This is a genomic window from Streptomyces sp. ISL-11 (genome assembly GCF_018614525.1).
In the GTDB taxonomy this organism is placed as follows: Bacteria; Actinomycetota; Actinomycetes; order Streptomycetales; family Streptomycetaceae; genus Streptomyces.
This window is the reverse complement of record NZ_JAGGOL010000017.1, coordinates 111,045-132,382: the sequence shown is the minus strand read 5'-3', so window position 1 is coordinate 132,382 and position 21,338 is coordinate 111,045. Positions and strand designations below refer to the sequence as shown.

Here is a 21,338-nt window from a genome sequence, read left to right as displayed (position 1 = left end):
CTTCTGCTGATCGGATGTCGGTCAGGCGCTCCGGCGGGTGCGGCGCCGCCGCAGCCAGAGCGCGGCCGGTACGCCGACGGCGGCGAGGGCCAGGGCGGCGACGCCGTACGTCACCGCGCCGGGCCCCGGTCCGCCGTCGGACGCGGCACGGGAGTCCGGCGGCGTGGCCTCGGCCGTCGCGGTGGGCGACGGTGTGGGCGGACCCGCCGGTACGCCGGTCGGACCGGCCAGGGACGCGGCGGTCACCTCGGCCCGGTGTTCGGTGCGGCCGAGCGCCGGGAAGGCCGTCTGTGCCGTGAGGGTCCAGTGGCCGGCGGGCAGCGCCTCGGCGGTGGTGAAGGTTCCGAGCCGGCCGGGCACCGGTACGAACCGCCAGGGGCCGAGCGTGGTGCCGTCGGCCGAGGTCGCGGTGAGGGTGCCGGCGACCTTCTCGTCCACGGGGTCGCCGTCGTTCTCCCAGGTCGCCTTGGTGGTGGGATGGCCTGCCGTGATGCCGGTGACGGTCAGGCGGATGGTGTCGCCGTGGGCGTGTGCGGTTGCCGCGGGCCCCAGGACCAGAAGGCCCGCGAGGGTGACGGCCGCTGCCGTGGAGCGGCGATGGCGCATGAGGGGGTGGCTCCGGTGTGAGTGGGGAGGGGGCAGGGGCCCCCCGCGGGGCCCCTGCCGTCAAGGGGTGGTTCAGGCGGCCTTCCGCCGGCAGGGGCCGGTCCGCACCGGGGCCCCTGCCGTCGCAGGGTGGTTCAGGAGGCCTTCTGCAGGGTCCACGCCTGGTAGCCGGAGCTGTCCGGGTTCTGCAGTTCGAGCAGCCAGGCCCCGTAGTAGGGCCGCTTGCCGACGCCCAGGACGAGGGAGGTGTTCTTCGCCGTGAGGCGCAGACCGTCGCCCGACCTGGTCAGCTGCCACTGCTGGGCGGCGCTGCCGGAGCAGGGCCGCTGGGCGACCCACTGGCCGGTACCCGCGTCCCCGCCGAGTTGCAGGCACTTGTCGGACGCGGCCGAGCGCAGTCGCAGGCTGCCGCCGGCCTCGTCGAGGTACCACTGCTGCGGCGTGAAGCCGTTGGGCTGGGAACCGACCAGGACGGTGCCGTCCGCGGTCTTGCCTCCCCAGATCTCGGCCGCGAGTCCGGTGCGCCCGTTGGTCAGCGTGTACCGCGTGCCGGCCTTGGTGGTGGTGCTGCCGACGGGCGGGGTGTGGAACGACACGGCACGGCCGGCCTTGGAGTCGCGTCCGGCCCGGTCGCGTACCGCGACGGCGACCGTGTAGTCGGTGTCGGGCCGCAGGTGGGTGATCCGCGCCGAGTTGCTCTGGACCCACGCCAGGTGGTTACCGCCCAGCAGCAGCTGGTACCAGGCCGCGGAGGGGGCCGCCGGCCAGCTGAGCACGGCCGAGTCGGAGGTCAGCTGTCCGACGACCGGGACGGGGCCCGTCGACGTTCCGGTGCTGCCGGTCGGCTTCGGTGTCGGCGTCGGCGTGGGGCTCGGACCGGGGTCCGGCTTCGTGCCGTTGCCGTTCATCAGGAACTGGTTGTTCGCGACGTTCCAGTGGGTCGCCAGGTAACTGCCCGGCTGTGGATTGGTGTGGTAGTAGTCGTCGTGGTTGCAGTCGAGGCGCTCGTCGTGGCCGCGTTCGGGGCAGACGGTGCGCATCGCCGGGTAGTAGGGCGCGTCGGAGTAGCACATGACGTCCCACTCGTCGGTGCAGTGGGCGGCGCGGCTGGTGTTGGGCGCGCTGTTGTTCACCGCTCCGAGGTTGTGCCCGAGCTCGTGCGCGGCGGTGGAACCGCCCCAGCACCCTGCGTCCGTACGGCCGTAGGAGGGGCCGAAGTTGCTGAGGTTGGTGGCACCGGGGCGCTCGTCACCGCTGAAGGTGCCGATGCCGCAGTAGACCTTGGCGTCCGCGAAGATCATGTACTTGCGGTCGCGCCGGTCGAACCCCTTCGCCGCGAGTGCGGAGTTCAGCGCGCTGAACTCGGCCAGTGCCGAGCTCGGCACCTCGACGTTGAGCACGGACGGTGCGCAGTCGGCGCCGGTCACGAACCGGATGTGCCGGACGCCGCCGGTCTCCTGCGCGCTGGCGAAGTAGATGGTGTCGGCGTCGGCGGCCCACTTGCGGAACGACGCCAGGTATTCGGCGTACCGGTCGTTGCCGGGTCCATGCGCGTAGACGACCTGCACGCGATTGCCGGTGCTGCCGTCGCCGTCGCACTGCACCGCCTGGCCGGCCGGCGCAGCCTTCGCGCTCGCGGTGCCCCGGGTGGGGGCGGCGGGCGGAGTCTTGGCCGCGGCGGTGCCCGCCTGGCGGGCGTCGACGGAGGCGGTGGTGCCGGCGGCCGGCTGCCCCTCGGACGCCTCGCCCGTGTCGGGGCGGTCCGGCGTCCGGGGCACGTCCTGCGTCTTCGCGGCGGGCGGCGTGTCCTTGGCGATGTCGACGCCCTTGGGCGGCTTGTCGGGGCCGTGCGTGCAGCGGCCGTCGTCGGTCCGCAGGACACCGGCGCAGCGGTCGTCCTTGGGTGCGGGGCGCAGGCCCTTGTAGACCAGGCCGTGGGTGCGGTCCTCGTCGGGTATTCGGGTCACGGGTTCCGGCGACGTGTCGTGCGCCGGAGCCGGGGCCGGACCGTCGGCCGCCGCCTGAAGGGCGGTGGCGGCCTGCGGCCGGGACGCGTCGTGGTCGAAGACGCCGCCGAGCGCCGCCGTGCCGGCGAGCGCTCCCGCGGTGACGGCGACCGCCGCGATGAGCAGGCCGCGCTTTCTTCGTCGTTGCCGCACCTGTCTTCTGCGACCGGGCATGGCCACACCTCATTTCTGTGGGGGAGTTGTGGGTGGCGGGAAGTGTGCCAGAACGGACGGGCCGTCAGGCAGGGTGTTTAGCGGGGTGAAATCTTGTACATGATTCAAGGAATGAATCGGGGGCGGCAGCGAGCGCCATCAAGTGACCCTTGAGATAAGGCGACTTGAATAGTCCGCCACTAAAGGTCTATTCCAATGCGCAGCGATTTCAAAGGCGTTGCTTAATGAGATCGTTACCATGGAATGAACAGATCCACTTGTGTGCAATTGCACAGCGTGGCAGCGCTATCACCCTTGATCACATTCCTTGAGCATCCTTTGAGGTATCCCCAAGGGCGCCTTATGGAGCGGCAATTACTCTTCAGACCCGGGTGCGAGCGGAGCGTCGTCGCGAGGCCACCAGCAGGACGACGGAACCGGCTGCCAGCACCCCGGCGCCGCCGACGGCCAGCACGGTCGTACGGCTGTCACCGCCGGTCTCGGCGAGGCGCCCGCCCTGTACGGCCGGGGCGTTGGCGGCCTTCACCGCGCCGTGCGGCTCGTGCCCGTCCCCGCCTTGAGCTTTCGCGCCCTGCCCGTTCTCGCCCTGTCCGTTGTCCTCGTGGCCGCTCTGGGGGAGCCCGCCCTCTCCGTGGCCGCCCTTGCCGGGGCCGTCGCCGCCGTGTCCGCCGTGGTCGACCGTCGACTTTCCGGCCTCCTCGGCGATCTGCTCGTCGCTGGGTGCGGACGCGGCGGGCGCCGACGCCTTCGTCGTTACCGCCGCCTTCCCGCCGAGGTCCACGTCGGAGCAGGTGTAGAAGGCCTCGGGGCTGTCCGAGCGCTGCCAGACGCTGTAGATCAGGTGCCGGCCGGACCGCTTCGGGACCGTGCCGTCGAAGACATAGCTCCCATTGCCGAGCGTGGGGTTGGTGACCTTGGCGAACGGCTTCGCCTCCAGGTCGGCCCACTTCAGCGGCTTCTTCGGGTCGTAGCCGTCCTTCGTGATGTACAGCTCGAACGTGCCGCGGTGCGGGGCGGTCGCCCGGTACCGGAAGGAGTGCTTGCCCGAGTCGATCTTCGTGCCGGGCCAGTCGGCGCGCGGCAGGTCCAGCCCCTTGTACTTGGCGCGCCCGGCGCTGCACAGCTTGCCGTCCGGGATGATCTGGCGGTGCCGCCCGGCGGCGTCGCCGATGTTGACCTCGTTCCAGTCGTAGAGCGGCTGGGTGCCGCCGGCCGCGACCATCGCCTTGCAGGCCGCCGAGCGCGGATGCTCCGGTCCCTCGGCGAAACAGGCGGACACCCGGCTGACCGGGTCCGTCATGGAGCCGTGCGCCACGGCCTGTCCCGCGGCCAACGCGGTGAACGCGAGGGGTGCGATGCCGAGCAGGGATATCCGTACGGCCTGATGACGCATGCGCATGGGATCTCCTTCGTGGTGGGGGGTGCCCCGCACGCAGGCCGGGGTGGGGGGTGCCGTGCGTGCGGGGCGGTGTGGGGGGTGTGGGAGTGGTCTTCGGGGAGAGGAGGCGTCAGCGCCGGAGTGCGGCGAACGCCTTGGTGAAGGCGAGCTCGTCCTGGAGGATCGAGCTACAGGTCGCGGACGCGGAGTTCTGGGCGCCGCCCGGGCATTGCTTGTCACGCGTGGCCGACCACATCGACAGCCAGCCCAGGCCCTTGGACCGGGCGAACGCCACCAGTTGCGAGGCGTCGTCGACCTTGAAGACCTCGGCGGCCACGTCGTTGACGCCGATCATCGGGGTGACCGCCACGGCCTTCCACGCCGCCGCGTCGCTCAGCCCCAGCACGCCCTTGACCTGGGCGTGCGTCGCGGTGGCCGCGTCGATCGCGTACTGCCCCATGTCGCCGTTGAAGGACGGTCCGTAGTCCATCGCCATGATGTTGACCGCGGAGACGGCGACGCCGTTGTTCTTGGCGTTCTCGACCAGACCGACGCCGTCCTGGGTGAGCCCGGTGGGCATCACCGGCAGGGTGAAGGACACGTCGAGGCCGGGGTGCTTCTTCTGGAGCAGGGCGATGGCCCGGGCGCGCCGGGTATTGGCGGCCGTGTCGGGCAGTGCGCCTCCCTCGATGTCGAAGTCGACCTTGGTGAGCTTGTACGCGTCCACGACCTTGCCGTACGCGGCGGCGAGCTCGTCGGGGGTGGAGCAGGCGAGCCCCAGTTCGGAACCGGCCGCGCCGCCGAAGGAGACCCGTACGTCCCCGCCCGCCTCGCGCAGCGGGCCGATCTGCCGGGCCACGGGGTTGGCGCCGAGGTCGCTCACGCCGCCCCACTTGGGGGTGCAGCCTCCCCCGGAGGTGATGAAGGCCAGGTTGAAGTTCTTGACGCCGGTCTTCTTGGCGGTGTCCACGAGGTCGTAGGCGGGGTTGAGGAGGGTGTCGACGTACGGTGCGAAGGCGGCGGTCCCGCCGCCCGGGGCCGGCGGGGTCGCGGTCGGCGCCGGGCGCGAGGGCGACGGCTCGGCCGACGGGGTGGACGACGGTTCGGTGGGCCGCGGGTCGGAGGACCCGTCCAGCGAACACGTGCCGTTGTCGATCCGGCACGTGACGGGACCGGCCGCCCCGTCACCGGCCGCGACGAATCCGACGGTCACGGACTTCCCCGGGGCGATGCTCCCGTTCCAGCTCTCCGGCCTCACGGTGACGTTCCGGCCGCTGACCGTGTGCTTGCCGTTCCACAGCGACGTGACCTTCGTGCCTTCCGGAAGCTCGAACGTCAGCGTCCAGCCCGACAGCTCCTTGTCGGTGTCGTTGGTGACCACGAATTGACCGGTGTAGCCGCCCGTCCAGGAGCCGGTGCGGGAGAAGGCCGCGCCGACCGACGCGGCGCTCGCCGTGCCGGTGAGCGTGAACGCGGCGCCCGTCGCGAGCGTCGCGGCGACGCCGATACCGATCAGCTTCGCCTTGCGGCTCACTCGCCGGCGGTGTGCGGAGGAACTCATCGCGTACCTGCCTGTCGTGTGTTGGGGGGTGACGCGGCAAGACGCTAGCGAGAACGAATCGGACCAATCGTCAAATCATGTTTCCGGGGCCGCTATTTATGGCGGGCTTAAGCAACGCATGGGTGACGGTTAAAGGACCGCGATCCAGTCGGCGAGGGACCGCCGGGTGCGGGGGCGTTGACGAGCCGGCGGGCTCAGGAGGCGCGTCGGCCGGGCTGCCGGCCCGCACCGGCGCGGCGGATCCGGCGGCGCCGTCCGCCACGTCGCGGCATGCCCCCCGACTCCAGCGAGAGCCATACCCGTACCTCCGTCCCGCCCAGTACCGACCGTCCGATCCGTACGTCGCCCCCGGTGGACTCCGCGACCCGGCGCACGATGTCCAGGCCGAGGCCCGTGGAGCCGGGGCCGCCGGCGCCGTGGCCCCGCCGCAGCGCGGCGTCCGGGTCCGCGATGCCGGGGCCCGCGTCGGAGTCGAGCACGATGACGGCCTCCTCGCTGCGGTGCACGTCCACGGCGAAGGCGGTGCCCTCGGGGGTGTGCCGGAAGACGTTGCCGAGCATCGCGTCGAGCGCGGCGACGAGTTCGGGGCGCGCGACGGGGACCCGTACGGCCGCCTCGACGCCCGCGAGGCGCACCGTGCGCCCCTGGTCCTCGGCGAGCGCGGACCAGAAGTCCATCCGGCCGCGGATCACTTCGCAGGCGTCGCAGCCGAGGGTGGGCCGCGCCGCGCGCTCGCCCTGCTCGCGGGCGGCGCGGATCAGCTGGTCGACCTCGCTCTCCAGCTGGGCGACGGCGGCGCGGGTCTGGTCGGCGGCCGGGCCGTCCCCGAGCGAGGCCGTGTTGAGGCGCAGGACGGTGAGCGGGGTGCGCAGCCGGTGCGAGAGGTCGGCGGCGAGCTCGCGTTCGTTGGAGAGCAGCCGCACGATCTTGTCGGCCATGGAGTTGAACGCGACGGCCGCGGCGCGCAGTTCCGCCGGGCCGTCCTCCCGTACGCGCACGCCCAGCTTCCCCTCCCCCAGCTCGGCGGCGGCCTTGGCGAGCCGCTCCGCCGGGCGGACCAGGCGCTGGCCGAGGCGGTCGGCGGTGGCGAGGGAGCCGGCGATCAGGCCGAGGCCCACGGCGGTGAGGATCGCCCAGGAGGTGGTGACCCCGTTGACGACCGCGCGGTGCGGCACGTAGACCTCGACCACCGCGAACGCGCCGGTGCTCAGGGCCGTCGGCTGGAGCAGGGCGTAGCCGCCGGGCACGGCGGTGACGGCGGAGCGGCCGCGGCGGGCGGTCTCCACGTCACGCGCGTCGGCCCGGCGGTGTCCGATGGCGTACGGCTCACCCGGGTCCCCTGCCTCGGCACTCGCCTTCCGCTGCGGGCCGTCCCGGCCCGGTACGTGGACGGCCATCCGCTCGTCCCCGCCGGCCTGCGAGCTGGCGACCGCCCGTTCCAGCTGGTCGCGGTCGGTGGTGATGGCGAGGGCGGGCCGGATCTGGGCCGCCTGGCGTTCGGCGTCGGCGAAGGCGCGGTCGCGGGCCAGCTCCTTGACCACCAGCCCGAGCGGTACGGCGAAGGCCAGCACCACCATCACGGTGACGGCCAGCGAGACCCTGATGAGTGCCCATCTCACGTCTGCTCCAAGGGCTCCTCCGCGGGCGCCGTGGGCGGTGCCTCGGGGGGTTCGAGCTTCACCCCGACCCCGCGGACGGTGTGCAGATAGCGGGGCCTGGCGGCGGTCTCGCCCAGCTTGCGGCGCAGCCAGGACAGGTGGACGTCGATGGTCTGGTCGTCGCCGTACGACTGCTGCCAGACCTCGGCGAGGAGTTCCTTGCGCGGTACGACGACACCCGGGCGGCCGGCCAGATAGGCGAGGAGGTCGAACTCACGCCGGGTCAGGCCCAGGACGGCGCCGTCGAGTTCCGCCAGCCGGCGCAGCGGGTCGACCGACAGGCCGCCGACCCGCAGCGCCGCGGACGGTACCGCTTCGCCGGCCGCGCCGCCGCCCCTGCCCGTACGGCGCAGCACGGCGGCCATGCGCGCGGTGAGATGCGCCACGGAGAACGGCTTGATCAGGTAGTCGTCGGCACCGTCGGTGAGCAGCCGGATGATCTCCGCTTCGTCGTCCCGCGCGGTGGCCACGATGACCGGTACGTCGGTGATGCCGCGCAGCATCTTCAGCGCCTGCGCCCCGTCGAGATCGGGCAGCCCCAGATCGAGAATGACCAGGTCGAAGCCGACCTGTGCCACTTCCCGCAGGGCTTCGAGGGCGGTGCCGACGCTGCGTACGGTGTGCGAGGCCTCGGTCAGCTGCCGGATGAGGGCGGAGCGTACGAACGGATCGTCCTCGACTACGAGCAGTCTTGCCATGGCCCGCACCGTACGCCATTCGAGTGAGGCACTATGAGCCAGGTGAGGCGAGGAATCATGCAGGCCCTGGCGTGGGCACTGGCGACCGCGGCCGCCATGGCGGTGTCCTGGTACGGGGTGCGTACCGTGCTGGCGGGCACGGCCTACGAGCCGCCGCGCGCGCTGCCGATCTCCGGCACCGCGGCGCCGGCGGCGGGCCGTTCGGCACCCTCGGCCCACGTGCCGCAGCCGTCGGCCTCGCCCTCTCCCCCGGCCCCCACGGCACCGTCCCCGCAGAGCGCCCCGCCCTCGCCCACGTCCGGGATCGGGACCGCGCGGAGTTCCGAGACCTCGTCCTCGCCGGGCGCGGGAGAGGTGAAGAACTATCCGGTCCGGGGCGGGCAGGTGGTCTTCGATCTCGGCGGGGACTCGGCCGCGCTGGTCTCGGCGACGCCGGAGGAGGGCTGGCAGATGCGGGTGTGGAAGCAGAGCGCCTGGATCCGGGTGGACTTCGTGTCCGGCACCCGGACCACCTCGGTGTTCGTCACGTGGAACGGCCATCCGCCGCAGGTGCAGACGGTGGAGAGCTGACGGCCCGGAAGACGTTCACCGGCACGGGGCCCGCGGGGGCTGCGGTGCGGTGCGCCGGCAGGCCCGTGCGTCCGGGACCACCCGGGCGTGCGAGGGCGGACGGGGGGTGGTGCAGGATGACTTCTCGCGCCGGGTTCACCACCGTGACCAGGGGCGATCACGATCCGTCAGGACAGGCAGGTAGAAGTTGACGAACCATTACTCGGCACATCCGGTGGCGTACGACGCGGCCGCTCCGCTCTCCGCGACGCAGGAGGGAAGCCGGTGACCCGGGATCTGACGCTGCACGACGCCATCGCGGCCGGCATCGCGCTCGCCGCCGGGCTGGCGCTGGCCCTCGTCCTGCGGGTCATCCTGCGCTGGCTCGGCGAGCGGGCCCGCAGGACCAAGTGGAGCGGCGACGACATCATCGTCGACGTGCTGCGCACGCTCGTCCCCTGGTCCGCGGTGGCGGCCGGCGTGGCGTCGGCCGCCGCGGCCCTCCCACTGACCCACCAGGTCGGACACACCGTCAATCAGGTCCTGACGGCCCTCGTCATGCTGACCGCCACGCTCACCGCCGCCCGGGTGGTCAGCGGCCTGGTGCAGTCGATGGCGCAGTCCAGATCCGGTGTGGCCGCGTCGGCCACGATATTCGTCAACATCACGCGCATCGCGGTGCTGTCGATGGGCTTCCTCGTCATCCTGCAGACCCTCGGCATATCCATCGCCCCGCTGCTCACCGCCCTCGGCGTGGGCGGTCTGGCGATCGCCCTGGCGCTGAAGGACACGCTGGCGAACCTCTTCGCGGGCGTGCACATCCTCGTCTCGAAGACGGTACAGCCCGGCGACTACATCCAGCTCAGCAGCGGTGAGGAGGGCTACGTCCGCGACATCAACTGGCGCATCACGGTGGTGGAGGAGCTCTCGAACAACCTGGTCATCATCCCCAACGCCAAGCTCGCCGGCACGAACATGACCAACTTCACCCGGCCCGAACAGAGGCTGTCCGTCACGGTGCAGGTGGGCGTCGGCTACGACAGCGACCTGGAACAGGTCGAACGCATCACCAACGAGGTCGTCGAGCGCGTCATGAAGGACGTCCCCGGCGCCGACCCCGATCACGAGCCGGCCGTCCGCTTCCACACGTTCGGGGACTCCCGGATCGGCCTCACGGTGATCCTCGGTGTCGGCGAGTTCAGTGACCAGTACCGCGTCAAGCACGAGTTCATCAAGCGCCTGCACCAGCGGTACCGCGCCGAGGGCATCCGCATCCCCTCCCCCGCCCGGACCGTCTCCCTGCAGCAGTACGGGGAGGCCGTGATCCCGCACCCGCGCGTGTCGCCCGACGCCGCGGCGGACCGCGCCGGCACGGTGGGCTGAGCGGCGGGTGCTGCGGCCCGTGTCGTGCGCACCACCGCTGCGCGGCGGTGTCCTCAGGCTCCCCCGGCTACCGCTGGGGGAGCTCGAGTACGCGCCCGCAGGCGGCAGGGAAAGCCCGTAGCCGACGATCCGCCGGACACTGCCTACGGTGTGTCTCCGAGCGCGGCCGGCAGGTCCGCGCGGCGGCGGATGCCGAGCTTGCGGTAGCAGTGCGTCAGATGGGTCTCCACCGTACGCACGGCGAGATGCAGCAACTCCGCCGCTTCCTTGTTGCTGTGCCCCGTCGCGGCCAGCTGCGCGATGCGCCGCTCGGAAGAGGTGAGCGCGCTCGCGCCCGTATGCTGCGCCCGCAACCGCCGGGCCCCGCACCGCCGCAGGGCCTGTTCCGCCGTCAGCCGGGCTCGTGCGGCGCCGAGCCATTCGGCTTGCTGCGCCGCCTCCCGCAGTACGTCGCGGGCCTGTTGACGCTGGCCGGAGTCGTGCAGAGCCTGCCCGAGCGAGATGAGCGCCGGGACGAGTTCGGGGAGCGGCTCCGCCGCGCCGCGGAGGGTTTCCACCGCCTGCTCGGCGAGCTCCAGGCCGTGCCGGCCGCCGAGGGACACGGCCAGGGCCCGCAGGGCCCGGCCCATGGTGCGCGGGGTGCCCCAGATCCGGGCGAGCCGTAGTTCCTCCTCGGCGAGCGGCACCGCGTGCTCGGCGGAACCCAGGGCCACATGGCAATCGGCGGCGGCGGACCGCCAGGGCGTCACGATCGGGCTCACCGACTCCCGGGCGGACTGCCGCCGACCACATTCCAACAGGTCGGGGAGGGCGCCGGCGGGGTCTCCCGCGGCGCTGCGCAACAGTCCCCGCGCGTAGAGGAATTCGCTCCACTCCCAGGAACCGTGCGGCCCGCGAGCGGCGACGGTGTCGGCGAGCCGTTCGGCGTCGGACAGCCGCCCGGTCTCGGTCAGGGCGATGAGGGCCTGGGACCGGAGGTGGATGTTGCCCGGGTAGGGGTCCGTCCGCCGCTCCGGGGCCGCCGGCCACAGAGGACGGGCCGCGAGCAGGACGTCGTAGCGGCCACGCATCACCTCGCCCTCCGCCTGTACGCTCAGCAGACTCTGGTGAGCGGGGTGCAGGAGCGGTGGCCGGTAGGCGGCGAGCCCGCGTGCCACCAGCCGGTCGGCTTCCCCCAGTTGGTCCGCCCATTGGGCCAGGGTCGCGGCGGATGCCAGGAGATACGGTTCGAGCAGCGGATCGAGCGGGACGGCCGTGAGCGTCCGGACGCGCTCCATGACCTCGCGTGCCGACAACCGCCCGGCGGTCGCGTCGTATTCGGTGAGCAGGGCCAGTGCCGTCGGTGCCAGTCCGCCGGGGGACCGTTCCTCGGCGCGCCTGAGCTGGGCCACGACCTGGAGCCAGGTGCCGCCGTCGTGCGAGGAGATCAGGGCGGTCGCGGCCTGCGCCGCGTGCGCCAGATCCGTGGAGTCCGCGAACGCCTCGGAGAGGTCGCTCAGTACCTCCAGGGCGGTTTGCACCTCGCCGCGGGCGACCAGGGCCGTACCGAGGGTGGTGGCGGCCCGCACCTTCCCGCCGTCGCGCTGCTGCAGGCGGAGCGCCTCGGCGAGATGCCGTACGCCGGCGGCCCGTTCGGCCGGGACCTCGAGGCAGCCGAGCTCGGTGAGCACGTCGCCCCGCCGCCGGGCGGACAGGGGCTCGGCCAGCGCCCGCCGCAGGGCGGCCACGGCGTCGTCCGTCCTTCCGTCGCGGACCGCCCGGCCGGCGGCGTCGACCAGCACGTCCGCGGCCCAGGGAGCTCCGACGGCGGGCACCGGCAGCAGATGGCGCGCCACCGCCTCCACCGGATCGCCACGGTGGTGGAGCAGTTCCGCGGTGTGCCGGCGCACCTCCGTGCGCTGGTGCGCGTGCCAGGAGTCCGTCACCGCCTCCCGCAGCAGGGGGTGGGCGAAGGCCGCGCGACCGGCCGCCGGACAGTGCCGGAGGAGCCCCTGACGCGCGACTTCGGCGGCCCAGCCGGGCACGCGCACCGGGTCGCATCCGGTCACCTGAGGCAGCAGCGCGAGGGCGTCGTCCTCGTCCTGGAGCTCGGCGAACGCGCGGGCGGTGTCCGCTGTCCGTGGGCCGCAGCTGTTCAGCCACCGGGCCACCGCGCCGGCGAACATGCCCGGGTGGAGTTCCGCGCAGCTTTCGGGCAGGCGGGACGCGTGTGTGCCGTCGGCGGTGATCTCGCGCAGGTCGGAGAGAAGCGCGTGCAGCAGCATCGGGTTGCCGCCGCTGACGCGATGGCAGTCCGCTGTCAGCGAGTTCGGGGTCTCTTCTCCGAGGGCGGTGCGGACCAGTGACGCGGAGGCGGCCGGGCCGAGCGGCTTGAGCGTGCACAGGTGGGCGGGGGACTGCCCGACGACGTGGGCGAAGGCGGGGGCCGGCGGGACGAGGTCGTACTGCCACCGCTCGGTCACGGCGAGCAGGACGGGCAGTCGGTCCAGCCGGCGGGCGACCTGGGCGAGCCAGCGCCGTGAGGGCGCGTCGGCCAGATGGATGTCGTCCACGGCGAGCAGGACGGGCCCTGCCGAGGCCTTGGACCGGAGCAGTCTCCACAGCCGGGACGGCAGGTCGTCGCCGTGCAGGGATCTGCCCCGGTGCTCGCGGCCGACGGCCGGTGGACGGCCCGGTACGGACTGGAGTTCGCTCTCGAAGAGCTGGAGTACGGCACCGTGGCCGGCGTCCGACTCGTCGGCGGAGCAGCGGGCGCCGAGGACGGCCGTCCCACGGTGCGCCTCGTCCCGGGCGAACGATTCGAGCAGGGTCGTGCGGCCGGTGCCGGTGCCGCCGCGGATCACCAGTAGGCCCCCGGCACCCCCCTCCACCCGGCAGGCCAGTGCCGTCATCCGGCTCAGGACGGTGTCGCGCTCCCACAGCCGATCGGTGTGCCCGCCGGTGCCGACCCTTGGCGAGGTCATGGTCATCTCGGTTCTCCCGGGTGCTCAAGGCGGCAGTGCCGGCGGATCACTGTCCGGTCTTCCGCCCACTGTCCGTTGTCGACGCAACGTTGATCATGAAACTCCGGTTCCCCCGGCAAGTGCTGTGATCCACCTCACTCGGCCGCCTGTGGCCGCCGGTTTCCTCACCGGTCCCGTGGCCGATCTCGTGGTCGATCTCGTGGTCGACCACGATGGTCCGGCGGTTGCCCGTGGAGGAATGTAGGACCGGGAAGTGCCGGATCGGCCCCATTCCGTACGGACCGGGAGATACACACCTGATGAACCACGAGAACGCCGTCGCCCTGGTGGGTATGAGCTGCCGTCTGCCCGGGGCCCGCGACGTCGCGGAGTACTGGCACAACCTCCGGACGGGAGCGGACGGCATCAGCCGGTTCGGCACGGCCGAGTTGCTGGAGGCGGGGGTGGACCCCGCTCTCGCCGCGCACCCCGACTTCGTTCCCGCCCGCGGGGTGATCAGCGGCGGCGATCTCTTCGACCGGGACTTCTTCGGCTACAGCGCCGCCGAGGCCGCGAGCATCGATCCCCAGCACCGGATCTTCCTGGAGTGCGCGGCACAGGCGTTCGACGACGCCGGGATCGACCCCGCTCGCGCCGGGCAGTGGACCGGCGTCTACGCCGGGTGCGACATCACCCCGCCGGTGGCCCCCGGCCCCGCCGACCCCGCCCTCGCCACGCAGCGGATCATCGGCCGGGAGAAGGACTTCCTGGCCACCCGTGTCGCCTACAAGCTCGGCCTGCGCGGGCCGGCCGTCACCGTGCAGACGGCCTGTTCGACCGCCCTCGTCGCCGTGCACCAGGCATGCCGGGCGCTGCTCGGTTACGAGTGCGACGTGGCCCTCGCCGGCGGTGCCTCGCTCCGGCTGCCCACGGCCGGTGGCCACCTGCACCAGGAGGGAGGCATCCTCTCCCCGGACGGCCACTGCCGTGCGTTCGACGCCGAGGCGGCCGGCACGGTCAACGGCGAAGGCGTCGGCGTGGTCGTCCTCAAACGCCTCGCCGACGCGCTGGACCACGGCGACCGGATCATCGCCGTGATCCGGGGGTCGGCGGTCAACAACGACGGTGGCGACAAGGTCGGTTACACCGCGCCGTCGGTGACCGGGCAGCGCGACGTGATCCTGACGGCCCTCGCCCAGGCCGGGGTCGGCGCCGCGGAGATCGGTTACGTCGAGGCGCACGGCACCGGCACCCCGGTCGGCGATCCGGTCGAGCTGGCGGCGCTCACGGCCGCGTTCCGCGAGAGCGGCGGCCCGGACCTCCGTACCGGGCACTGTCTGATCGGAACGGTCAAGGCCAACATCGGTCACACCGGCGCCACCGCCGGCATCGCCGGACTGATCAAGGCCGCGCTGATGCTCCAGCACCGCGCGTTCGTCCCCACACCGCATTTCACCCGGGCCAATCCCGCACTGGAACTGGAGGGCTCGCCCTTCGGCATCAGCACCGAGCACCGGGTGTGGGAGTCCGCGAGCCCCCGGCTGGCCGGTGTCAGTTCCTTCGGCATCGGAGGTACCAACGCCCATCTCATCCTGGAGGAGGCCCCGCTCCCCGCGGCCGGCCGACGGACTCCCGCAGAGGCGGCAGAGGTCACAGGAGCCACCGAAGGCGCCGGCACCCCCCGTGCCCTGTGCCTGTCGGCGGCGACCCCGGAGGCCCTCCACACCCTGCGCGAGCGGCTCGCCGACCGGCTCGCCGCCGACGACGCACCCGTGATCCAGGACGTGGCGCACACCTTGACGGAGCGTCGCCGGTTCCCGCACCGCCTCACCGTGGTCGCGGACAGCAGCGCGCAGGCGGCCGACCGGCTGCGTGCCGCCGACCGCACCACCCGGGCGCTGCCCGGCCCCGGGGCCGCCTTCCTCTTCCCCGGCCAGGGCACCCTGCGAGCCGGGCAGGGCCGGGCCGCCCATGCTCTGCTGCCGGTCTTCCGCGAAGTCTTCGAGGAGTGCCGTGCCGACTGCCGGACGCGCTTCGGCGTCGACCTGGGCCGCGTCCTCGATCCCGGCACCGACCGTGACTGGTTCACCGACACCCGTCACCAGCAGCTCGGCCTGTTCGCCCACGGCTGTGCGATGGCGGCGCAGCTGGCGTCCTGGGGCATCACCCCGGCCGCCATGTACGGCCACAGCGTCGGGGAGTACGTGGCGGCCGCCGTCGCGGGAGTCTGGAGCCGCGAGGACGCTCTGGGCCTGGTGTGGGAGCGCGCCACCGCGATGCACGAGGCCGGCCCCGGCAGCATGCTCGCCCTGCGCCTGCCGCCCTCGGAGGCCGCCCCGCTGCTGGGTGACGGCGTGGCACTCGCCGTCGCCGGCACCGGTCACGTCGTGCTGTCCGGCCCGGCCGCCCGCATCGAACAGCTGGCTCTCGAGCAGGGCGCACGAGGAGTCGCCGCGCGCCTGCTCGACACCGTGCACGCCTTCCACTCCCCGCTGATGACCGGCGCGGCCGACTCCCTGCGCCGCGCGGTGGCGGCCGTCCCCGCCCGGGCGCCGCAGGTGCCGTACGTGTCGAATCCGACCGGCACCTGGGCCGAGGCCGACCGCGCCGGCGACCCCGGCTACTGGGCGGACCAGCTGCTGGGGACCATCCGGCTGGAAGAGGGGATGCGCACCCTGGCCGGAGCCGGCGCCCGGCTGCTGATCGAGCTGGGGCCGGGCGATTCCCTCACGCGCGAAGCCGCGCGCCAGGCCGTGGACGCCGTCCCCGTCACCCTGTTCGGCCGCCACCCGGAGCAGGAGACCACCGCCCTGCTGAGCGCTGTGGCCCGGCTGTGGGAAGAGGGCCTGGACGTGCCCTGGGAGACGCTGGAACACCCCGAGCCCGCTGCGCGCTGCTCCCTGCCGCCCCACCCCTTCGCGCCCACCCCCACCGGCTCGCACGCGCGCCTCCTTCCCGTGCCGGGGCGGGCGCCCGTGCCGGCGATCGCCGCGGCCCCCCTGACCACGCCCACCTGGAGCCAGACGCCCACCGCCCGCCCGGGCGCGTACGACGGCGTCTTGCTGGTCGGCGATGCCGAGCCCGGTCTGGAGTCGCTCGCCGCCTCGGCACTGGCCGACGCCTCCGCCGCACCGGCCGCCGTCATCCGGACCCCCTGGCAGCCCGGTTCCCCGGGCGCGGCGACGGCCGCCCTCGCCGCGTCGGGAACGCGGACACCGCTCGTCCTCGCGGCCCTGCCCCCTGCCGCCGACCCCACGGACCCGGGCACCTCCGCCGTACTCGACACGCTCGCCGCCACCGCCCGGCGGCTCGGCGCCCCGCTCCTGCTCGCCGGACACGCCCTGACCGGCATACTCGCCGAGCACGCGCTCTCTCCGGGCGCCGCCGCGCTCACCGCCTGGGCCGAGCACCAGGACCGTTCCGCCCTCCGTGTGGCGTTGCTCGACCTCGGTGCCGGACCCGGCCCCTCCCGCCTGCCGGCCCTGGACGGCCCGGCCGCCTGCTACGCCTGGCGGGGCCGGAGCTGGTGGGCCCGCACCGCCCGTTCCGTCCCCGTGCCGCCCGTACCCGTGTCCGGCGCAGCCGCCGCCGCGTCCACCTCCCCGGAGCGGGCCCCCGCCCGCTGGACGCTGATCGCCGACGGACGGCCGGACGGTGCCGGCCTCGCCGCCGACCTGGCCGGTCACGGCCTGCCGCTGGTCGCCTACGTCGACCTCGCCCCGGACCCGGACCGTACCGGCCTCTTCGCCACAGCGGTGGCCGACGCCCCCTGGAACAGCGCCGAGCCGCCCCTGACCCGCCGGTCCCGGCTCGGCCGTGACCTGGACCGCTATTGCGCCGGTCTCATAGGCCGCCAATTCCTCTCGCTCACGGGCCTTTCCGGCGGGCAGCGGAGGGGCGACGAGGATCTGCGCCGCCGGATCGACCCGGAGGACCGGCTCCCGGCCCTCGTCGGCTTCTGCCTGCGCATGCTCGCGGAGGAGGGGTGGCTGCGCCGCGAGGAGGACGGCTGGTACACCGCCGATGACATCGCCGAAGGCGTCGCCGACGCCCTGCGCGCCGGTGACGGGCTCGGCGAACTCCCGGGCCTCACCCGCATGCTGGACCACGTCACCGACGCCTACCCCGCCGTCTTCGCGGGCCGCCGCACCCCCGTCTCCGTCCTCTACCCGGACGCGGAGGACGACTTCCTCCACACCTGCCTCATGGACAACCGGGTTCCCCTCGACGAGAACGCGGCCGCCCTCGACGCCCTGCGTACGGTCGTGCGCGACGTCACCGCCCGGCGTGACGACGACAGGCCACTGCGCGTCCTGGAGATCGGAGCGGGCACCGGACGGCTCACCTGGCCGCTGCTCACCGACTGGCCCGGCCGCCACGGTGTCGAATACCACTTCACCGACATCAGCCCCCTGATCGTGCGCCGCGCACAGACCCGCGCCGCCGAACTGGGCCTGCCCGACATGCGGTTCTCCACCTACGACATCGGCCAGGACCCCGCCGCCCAGGGCCTGGTGCCGGGCAGCTACGACCTCGTCCTCGGCTACAACGTCGTGCACGCCACCCCCTCGGTGCCGGTCGCACTGCGCCACCTGGCCGGGCTGCTGCGGCCGGGCGGCCGGGTCGGCCTGGTGGAGGTGACGGACATCCCCCGCTGGTCCCATGTGCTGTGGGGCCTCGCCCCGGGCTGGTGGGGCTTCGCCGACGAACTGCGGACCGACTCCATCCACCTCGACGCCAAGACCTGGCTGCGGGCCCTGGACGAAGCCGGGTTCGCCGACGCCCGGCCGGTGCCCGCCAGCCTGGACAGCGACCACCTCGTCGTCCTCGCCGCACGCCCCGCCGACGCCGACGCCCGCCCGGTCGCACGGCTGCGGCGGACGGTGGCCGGTCTCCCGCGGACGGACGGCGCCGACGCGTTGCTCTACGTGCCCGGCCTGGAGCACGCTCCGCAGGCCGCCGCCCGGTGGGAGGAGCTGCGTACGGCGGTGCCGGCCACCGGTCCCGCCTGGGTCGTCACCGACGACCCGGCCGACTGGCGGGCGCAGCAGGTGCGCCGCCTGCTCGACCCGGACCCGGACAGCCCCGCGTGGGGGCACCTGGAGATTCCCCGGACCGCTCCGGCGGACATGGCCGCGCTGCTCGGCAGCGGGCTGCCGCCCGGCACGCTGCGGCTGACCGGGCCGCTGAGCCGGCCGGGCGCACCGGAGGACGTCCCGCCCCTGGACCCGGTACGTCCGGCGCGGGGCGGTACGGCAGGGGCGCCCGGTCCTGTGGCGTCGTCGGAGGAGGCGGCACCGCGTCCGACGCGGGACGCCTTGGCCGCGGCGGTCGCGGACCTGTGGTGCGAGGTGCTGGGCACACCGGCCGCCGCCGAACGGGACGACTTCCACCTGCTGGGCGGGGACTCCCTGATGCTCGTTCAGCTCACCGGTCTCGTCCGGAGCAGGCTCGGCCACCGGGTCTCCGCGGTCTCGCTGCCGCGCGAACTGACCTTCGCCGGGCTGGTCGCCGCCGTCCGGCAGGCCGCCCCCGCGGCCGTGACGCCGCCCGCCGCCGACGCCGTGCCGGACGACCCGGCCCCGGCCGCACTCCCCAGCCACCTCACGCTGCTCAGGGAAGGCGGCCCCGGCACCCCGCTGTTCCTCGTGCCTCCCGCTTCCGGCAGCAGCCTGTGCTACCGGCATCTCGCCGGCCACCTCGACGACACCCGGCCGGTGTACGGCATCGAGTCGCCCGGCCTCCACGACGGCCGCAGACCACCTACCCGGCTCGAGGACCTGGCCGCGCACCACGTCTCCGTCATCCGCCGGATCCGGCCTCAGGGCCCGTACCTGCTGGGCGGCTGGTCGTACGGCGCCATGGTCGCGCACGAGATGACCCGGCTGCTGGAGGCCACCGGGGAGCGGGTGGAGCTGCTGCTCGGCATCGACGGTTTCCTGCCGCCGACCAAGGGCCTGCCGGTCGGCGCGCTGCCGTCCTGGCTCCTGCCCAGTGTCCGCCTGCAGCTGGAGGCCCGTTTCCAACGCGGCCGGGCACTGCTGCTCGGCGCGGGCCGGTGGCCCGGGGCGGACCGCGACCGGGTCGGCCGTCTCGGTGAGGTGGCCCGCATCGGCGATGTGGCCGGGCTGACGACGGACGGGAGCCCCGACTACGTGCGGGTGCACAACGCGAGCATCACCGCCATGCTGCGGCACCGCCCCAGGCCGGTGGCCGGCGGGCTGCTCCTGCTCAAGGCGGGCGCCGACGCCACGGTCCGGGCCCGGCTGACCGGACGGCTCGCCGCGCTGTACGGGGCCGGGGCGGTCGTCCGTTCCGTACCGGGCGACCACTGGACCGTGCTCGGACGGACGCACGCCCCGGCACTCGCCGCCGAGATCCGCCGCGCCCTGGCCGCGACGCGGGCCTGACCGCCCGGGCCGTACGACCGGTCCGCGGACCGGTGCACACCGGGCCCATGAGCAAACCCATGAGCAACCCATGACAGACCGATCAGAGTGATCAGAGTGATCAGAGCGATGAGGAGAACGCCATGTCCGGGCTCGCCGGCTGGGTGGACCACCAACGGGATCTGTCCCGTGAGGGATTCGCCGTCGCCGCCATGACCGCACGCCTGGCGGCGCGCGGCCGGAACGGCGAGGGGCTGTGGTCCGACCGCCACCTGACTCTGGGCCATCGCGCGGACGGCATCGACCCGCATGCCACCGCCGGGCCCGAGGTCGTCGTGGAGGACGGGCGGACCCTAGGCGCCATCACCTTCGACGGCGCCCTCACCAACGCCGCCGAGCTGCGCACGGCCCTGGCCGCGAGCGGCCGCACCGTCCGGACCCGCAGCGACGCCGGTACGGTCCTGCACGCCGTGCTGGCGTGGGGGCCCGGCGCGGCGGCACGGCTGGAAGGGCTGTTCGCCTTCGCGGCCTGGGACGCGCGCACCGGTGAACTGCTGCTGTGCCGCGACCGCCTGGGCATCAAGCCGCTGAGCTACGCCCGGCTGCCCGACGGCGGCCTGGCCTTCGCCTCCGAGCTCGCCGCGCTCGTGGAACACCCCCTGATACCCGCCGAGCTGGACATGCGCGGCCTGTGCTCCGTGCTCTCCCAGGTGCGCGAGCCGGGCCGGGCCGTCCTGCGGGGGGTGCACGAGGTCAGGGCCGCCCACGTGGTGTGCGTACGCGCCGACGGCATCGCGGAACAGCGGTACTGGGGGTACGAGGCGCGGCCGCACGAGCACGACCTCGACCTGACGGTGCGGACCGCCCGCGGGCTCCTGGAGGAGGCGATCGGCCGGGACGCCGTCGGGGGTGAACCGGCCGTGCTGCTCTCCGGCGGACTGGACTCCAGCGCCCTCGCCGGATTCGCCGCGGCCCTCCGGGGCAGCCCGCCCCGCACCTTCACCGTCGACTTCGGCGGTGACCGGGCGGTGCCGGCACCCGACCGGCCCTTCGCCCTGGACGTGGTGCGGCGCCTGGGCTGCCACCACCAGGACGTGGCGATCGATCCGGGCGAACTCACCGATCCGGTCACCGAGGCCGCCGTGCTCGCGGCCAAGGACGCTCCCAACCCCTTCGGCGACAAGAACCTGACGCCCTACCTGTTCTACCGGCGGATCGCCGAGCAGGAGCGGGTGGTGCTCAGCGGGGAGGCCGCCGACGCGGCCTTCGGCGGGCTGTTCGGCGCGGGGGAACCCGTCACCGCCCGGGAACGGACCTTCCCCTGGATCGAGCGGGCGCACCGCCTCGGCATGGCCAACGGCATCGGCAACGGACTCTTCGACCCGGACCTGCTGCACGAGGCGGACCTGAGCGGGCACTGCGCCGCGCTGTACCAGGAGGCCCGTGCCGAGGTCCCCCACCTGGACGGTTCGACCGCTGCCGACCGCAGGGCCCGCGAGATCGACTACCTCCATATGACCCGCCTGCACGAGCAGGCGGTGCAGCACTCCGAGCGCCTCGCCGCCGCCGTGGGACTCCAGGTGCGTTTTCCCTTCGCCGACCACCGCCTGCTCGTCTACCTCTACAACGTGCCCTGGCAGATGAAGTCCTTCGACGGCCGCGAGAAGGACCTGTTGCGGACCGCCGCCCGTGACCTGCTGCCCGAGTCCGTCCTCACCCGGCCGAAGGTCCCCTTCCCGATCACCTACCACCCCGCCTACAAACAGCGGCTGACGGTCCGGCTGCGGGCCCTGCTGGAAGACACCGCCGCCCCGGTCCGGCCACTGCTGGACCGGGCCGCCGCCCGCCGAGTGGCCGACGACCCCCGTCTGCTGGACCGGGGCGGCTGGCTCGGCCGGGCGGACGTCGAGTTCGTCCTCCACCTCGACGCCTGGCTGCGCCGCCTGCCGGTGCGCCTCGCCCTCTGACCCACCCGTCCGCCGCACGCCCCAGTG

The 21,338-nt window shown here is 73.6% G+C and carries 11 protein-coding genes; 4 read left to right on the top strand and 7 right to left on the bottom strand.

What is annotated here, in order from left to right; translation table 11 throughout:
- Positions 1-21: 21 nt before the first annotated feature.
- The 6 genes from J7E86_RS05020 to J7E86_RS04995 form a co-directional block, all read right to left on the bottom strand.
- Positions 22-606 carry a hypothetical protein gene (locus J7E86_RS05020; RefSeq protein WP_215080149.1) on the bottom strand — a complete coding sequence of 195 codons (585 nt, stop codon included), beginning with the start codon at positions 604-606 and terminating at the stop codon, positions 22-24.
- A gap of 134 nt (positions 607-740) precedes the next feature.
- Positions 741-2,786 (bottom strand): RICIN domain-containing protein, encoded by a 2,046-nt coding sequence (locus tag J7E86_RS05015; RefSeq protein WP_251018662.1) that lies wholly within the window; start codon positions 2,784-2,786, stop codon positions 741-743.
- A gap of 361 nt (positions 2,787-3,147) precedes the next feature.
- Entirely contained in the window at positions 3,148-4,185 is a 1,038-nt protein-coding gene (locus tag J7E86_RS05010; protein WP_215080147.1) for a lytic polysaccharide monooxygenase, read from the bottom strand.
- Between the two features lie 109 nt (positions 4,186-4,294).
- A complete protein-coding gene (locus J7E86_RS05005) occupies positions 4,295-5,725 on the bottom strand; it encodes a cellulose binding domain-containing protein (protein ID WP_215080145.1) in 1,431 nt (476 codons plus the stop codon).
- A gap of 194 nt (positions 5,726-5,919) precedes the next feature.
- Entirely contained in the window at positions 5,920-7,344 is a 1,425-nt protein-coding gene (locus tag J7E86_RS05000; RefSeq protein ID WP_215080144.1) for a HAMP domain-containing sensor histidine kinase, read from the bottom strand.
- Positions 7,341-8,081, bottom strand: a complete 741-nt coding sequence (locus tag J7E86_RS04995) for a response regulator transcription factor (protein WP_215080142.1) — start codon at positions 8,079-8,081, stop codon at positions 7,341-7,343. The genes J7E86_RS05000 and J7E86_RS04995 overlap by 4 nt, the downstream gene beginning before the upstream one ends.
- Before the next feature lie 33 nt (positions 8,082-8,114).
- On the opposite strand from J7E86_RS04995, the gene J7E86_RS04990 reads away from it, so the two are divergent.
- Both J7E86_RS04990 and J7E86_RS04985 read left to right on the top strand, forming a co-directional pair.
- Positions 8,115-8,651, top strand: a complete 537-nt coding sequence (locus tag J7E86_RS04990) for a hypothetical protein (protein ID WP_215080140.1) — start codon at positions 8,115-8,117, stop codon at positions 8,649-8,651.
- Positions 8,652-8,915: 264 nt separating this feature from the next.
- A complete protein-coding gene (locus tag J7E86_RS04985; RefSeq protein ID WP_215080138.1) occupies positions 8,916-10,013 on the top strand; it encodes a mechanosensitive ion channel family protein in 1,098 nt (365 codons plus the stop codon).
- A 143-nt stretch (positions 10,014-10,156) separates the two neighbouring features.
- On the opposite strand, the gene J7E86_RS04980 is transcribed toward J7E86_RS04985, so the two are convergent.
- Positions 10,157-12,982, bottom strand: coding sequence for an AAA family ATPase (locus J7E86_RS04980; RefSeq protein ID WP_215080136.1), 2,826 nt, complete (start codon positions 12,980-12,982; stop codon positions 10,157-10,159).
- A gap of 293 nt (positions 12,983-13,275) precedes the next feature.
- Between J7E86_RS04980 and J7E86_RS31525 the strand changes: the two genes are divergently transcribed.
- Complete coding sequence (locus tag J7E86_RS31525) at positions 13,276-19,365, top strand: type I polyketide synthase (RefSeq protein ID WP_215080135.1); 6,090 nt, start codon at positions 13,276-13,278, stop codon at positions 19,363-19,365.
- Between the two features lie 122 nt (positions 19,366-19,487).
- Positions 19,488-21,311, top strand: coding sequence for an asparagine synthase (glutamine-hydrolyzing) (gene asnB, locus J7E86_RS04970; RefSeq protein WP_215080133.1), 1,824 nt, complete (start codon positions 19,488-19,490; stop codon positions 21,309-21,311).
- Positions 21,312-21,338: the final 27 nt, after the last annotated feature.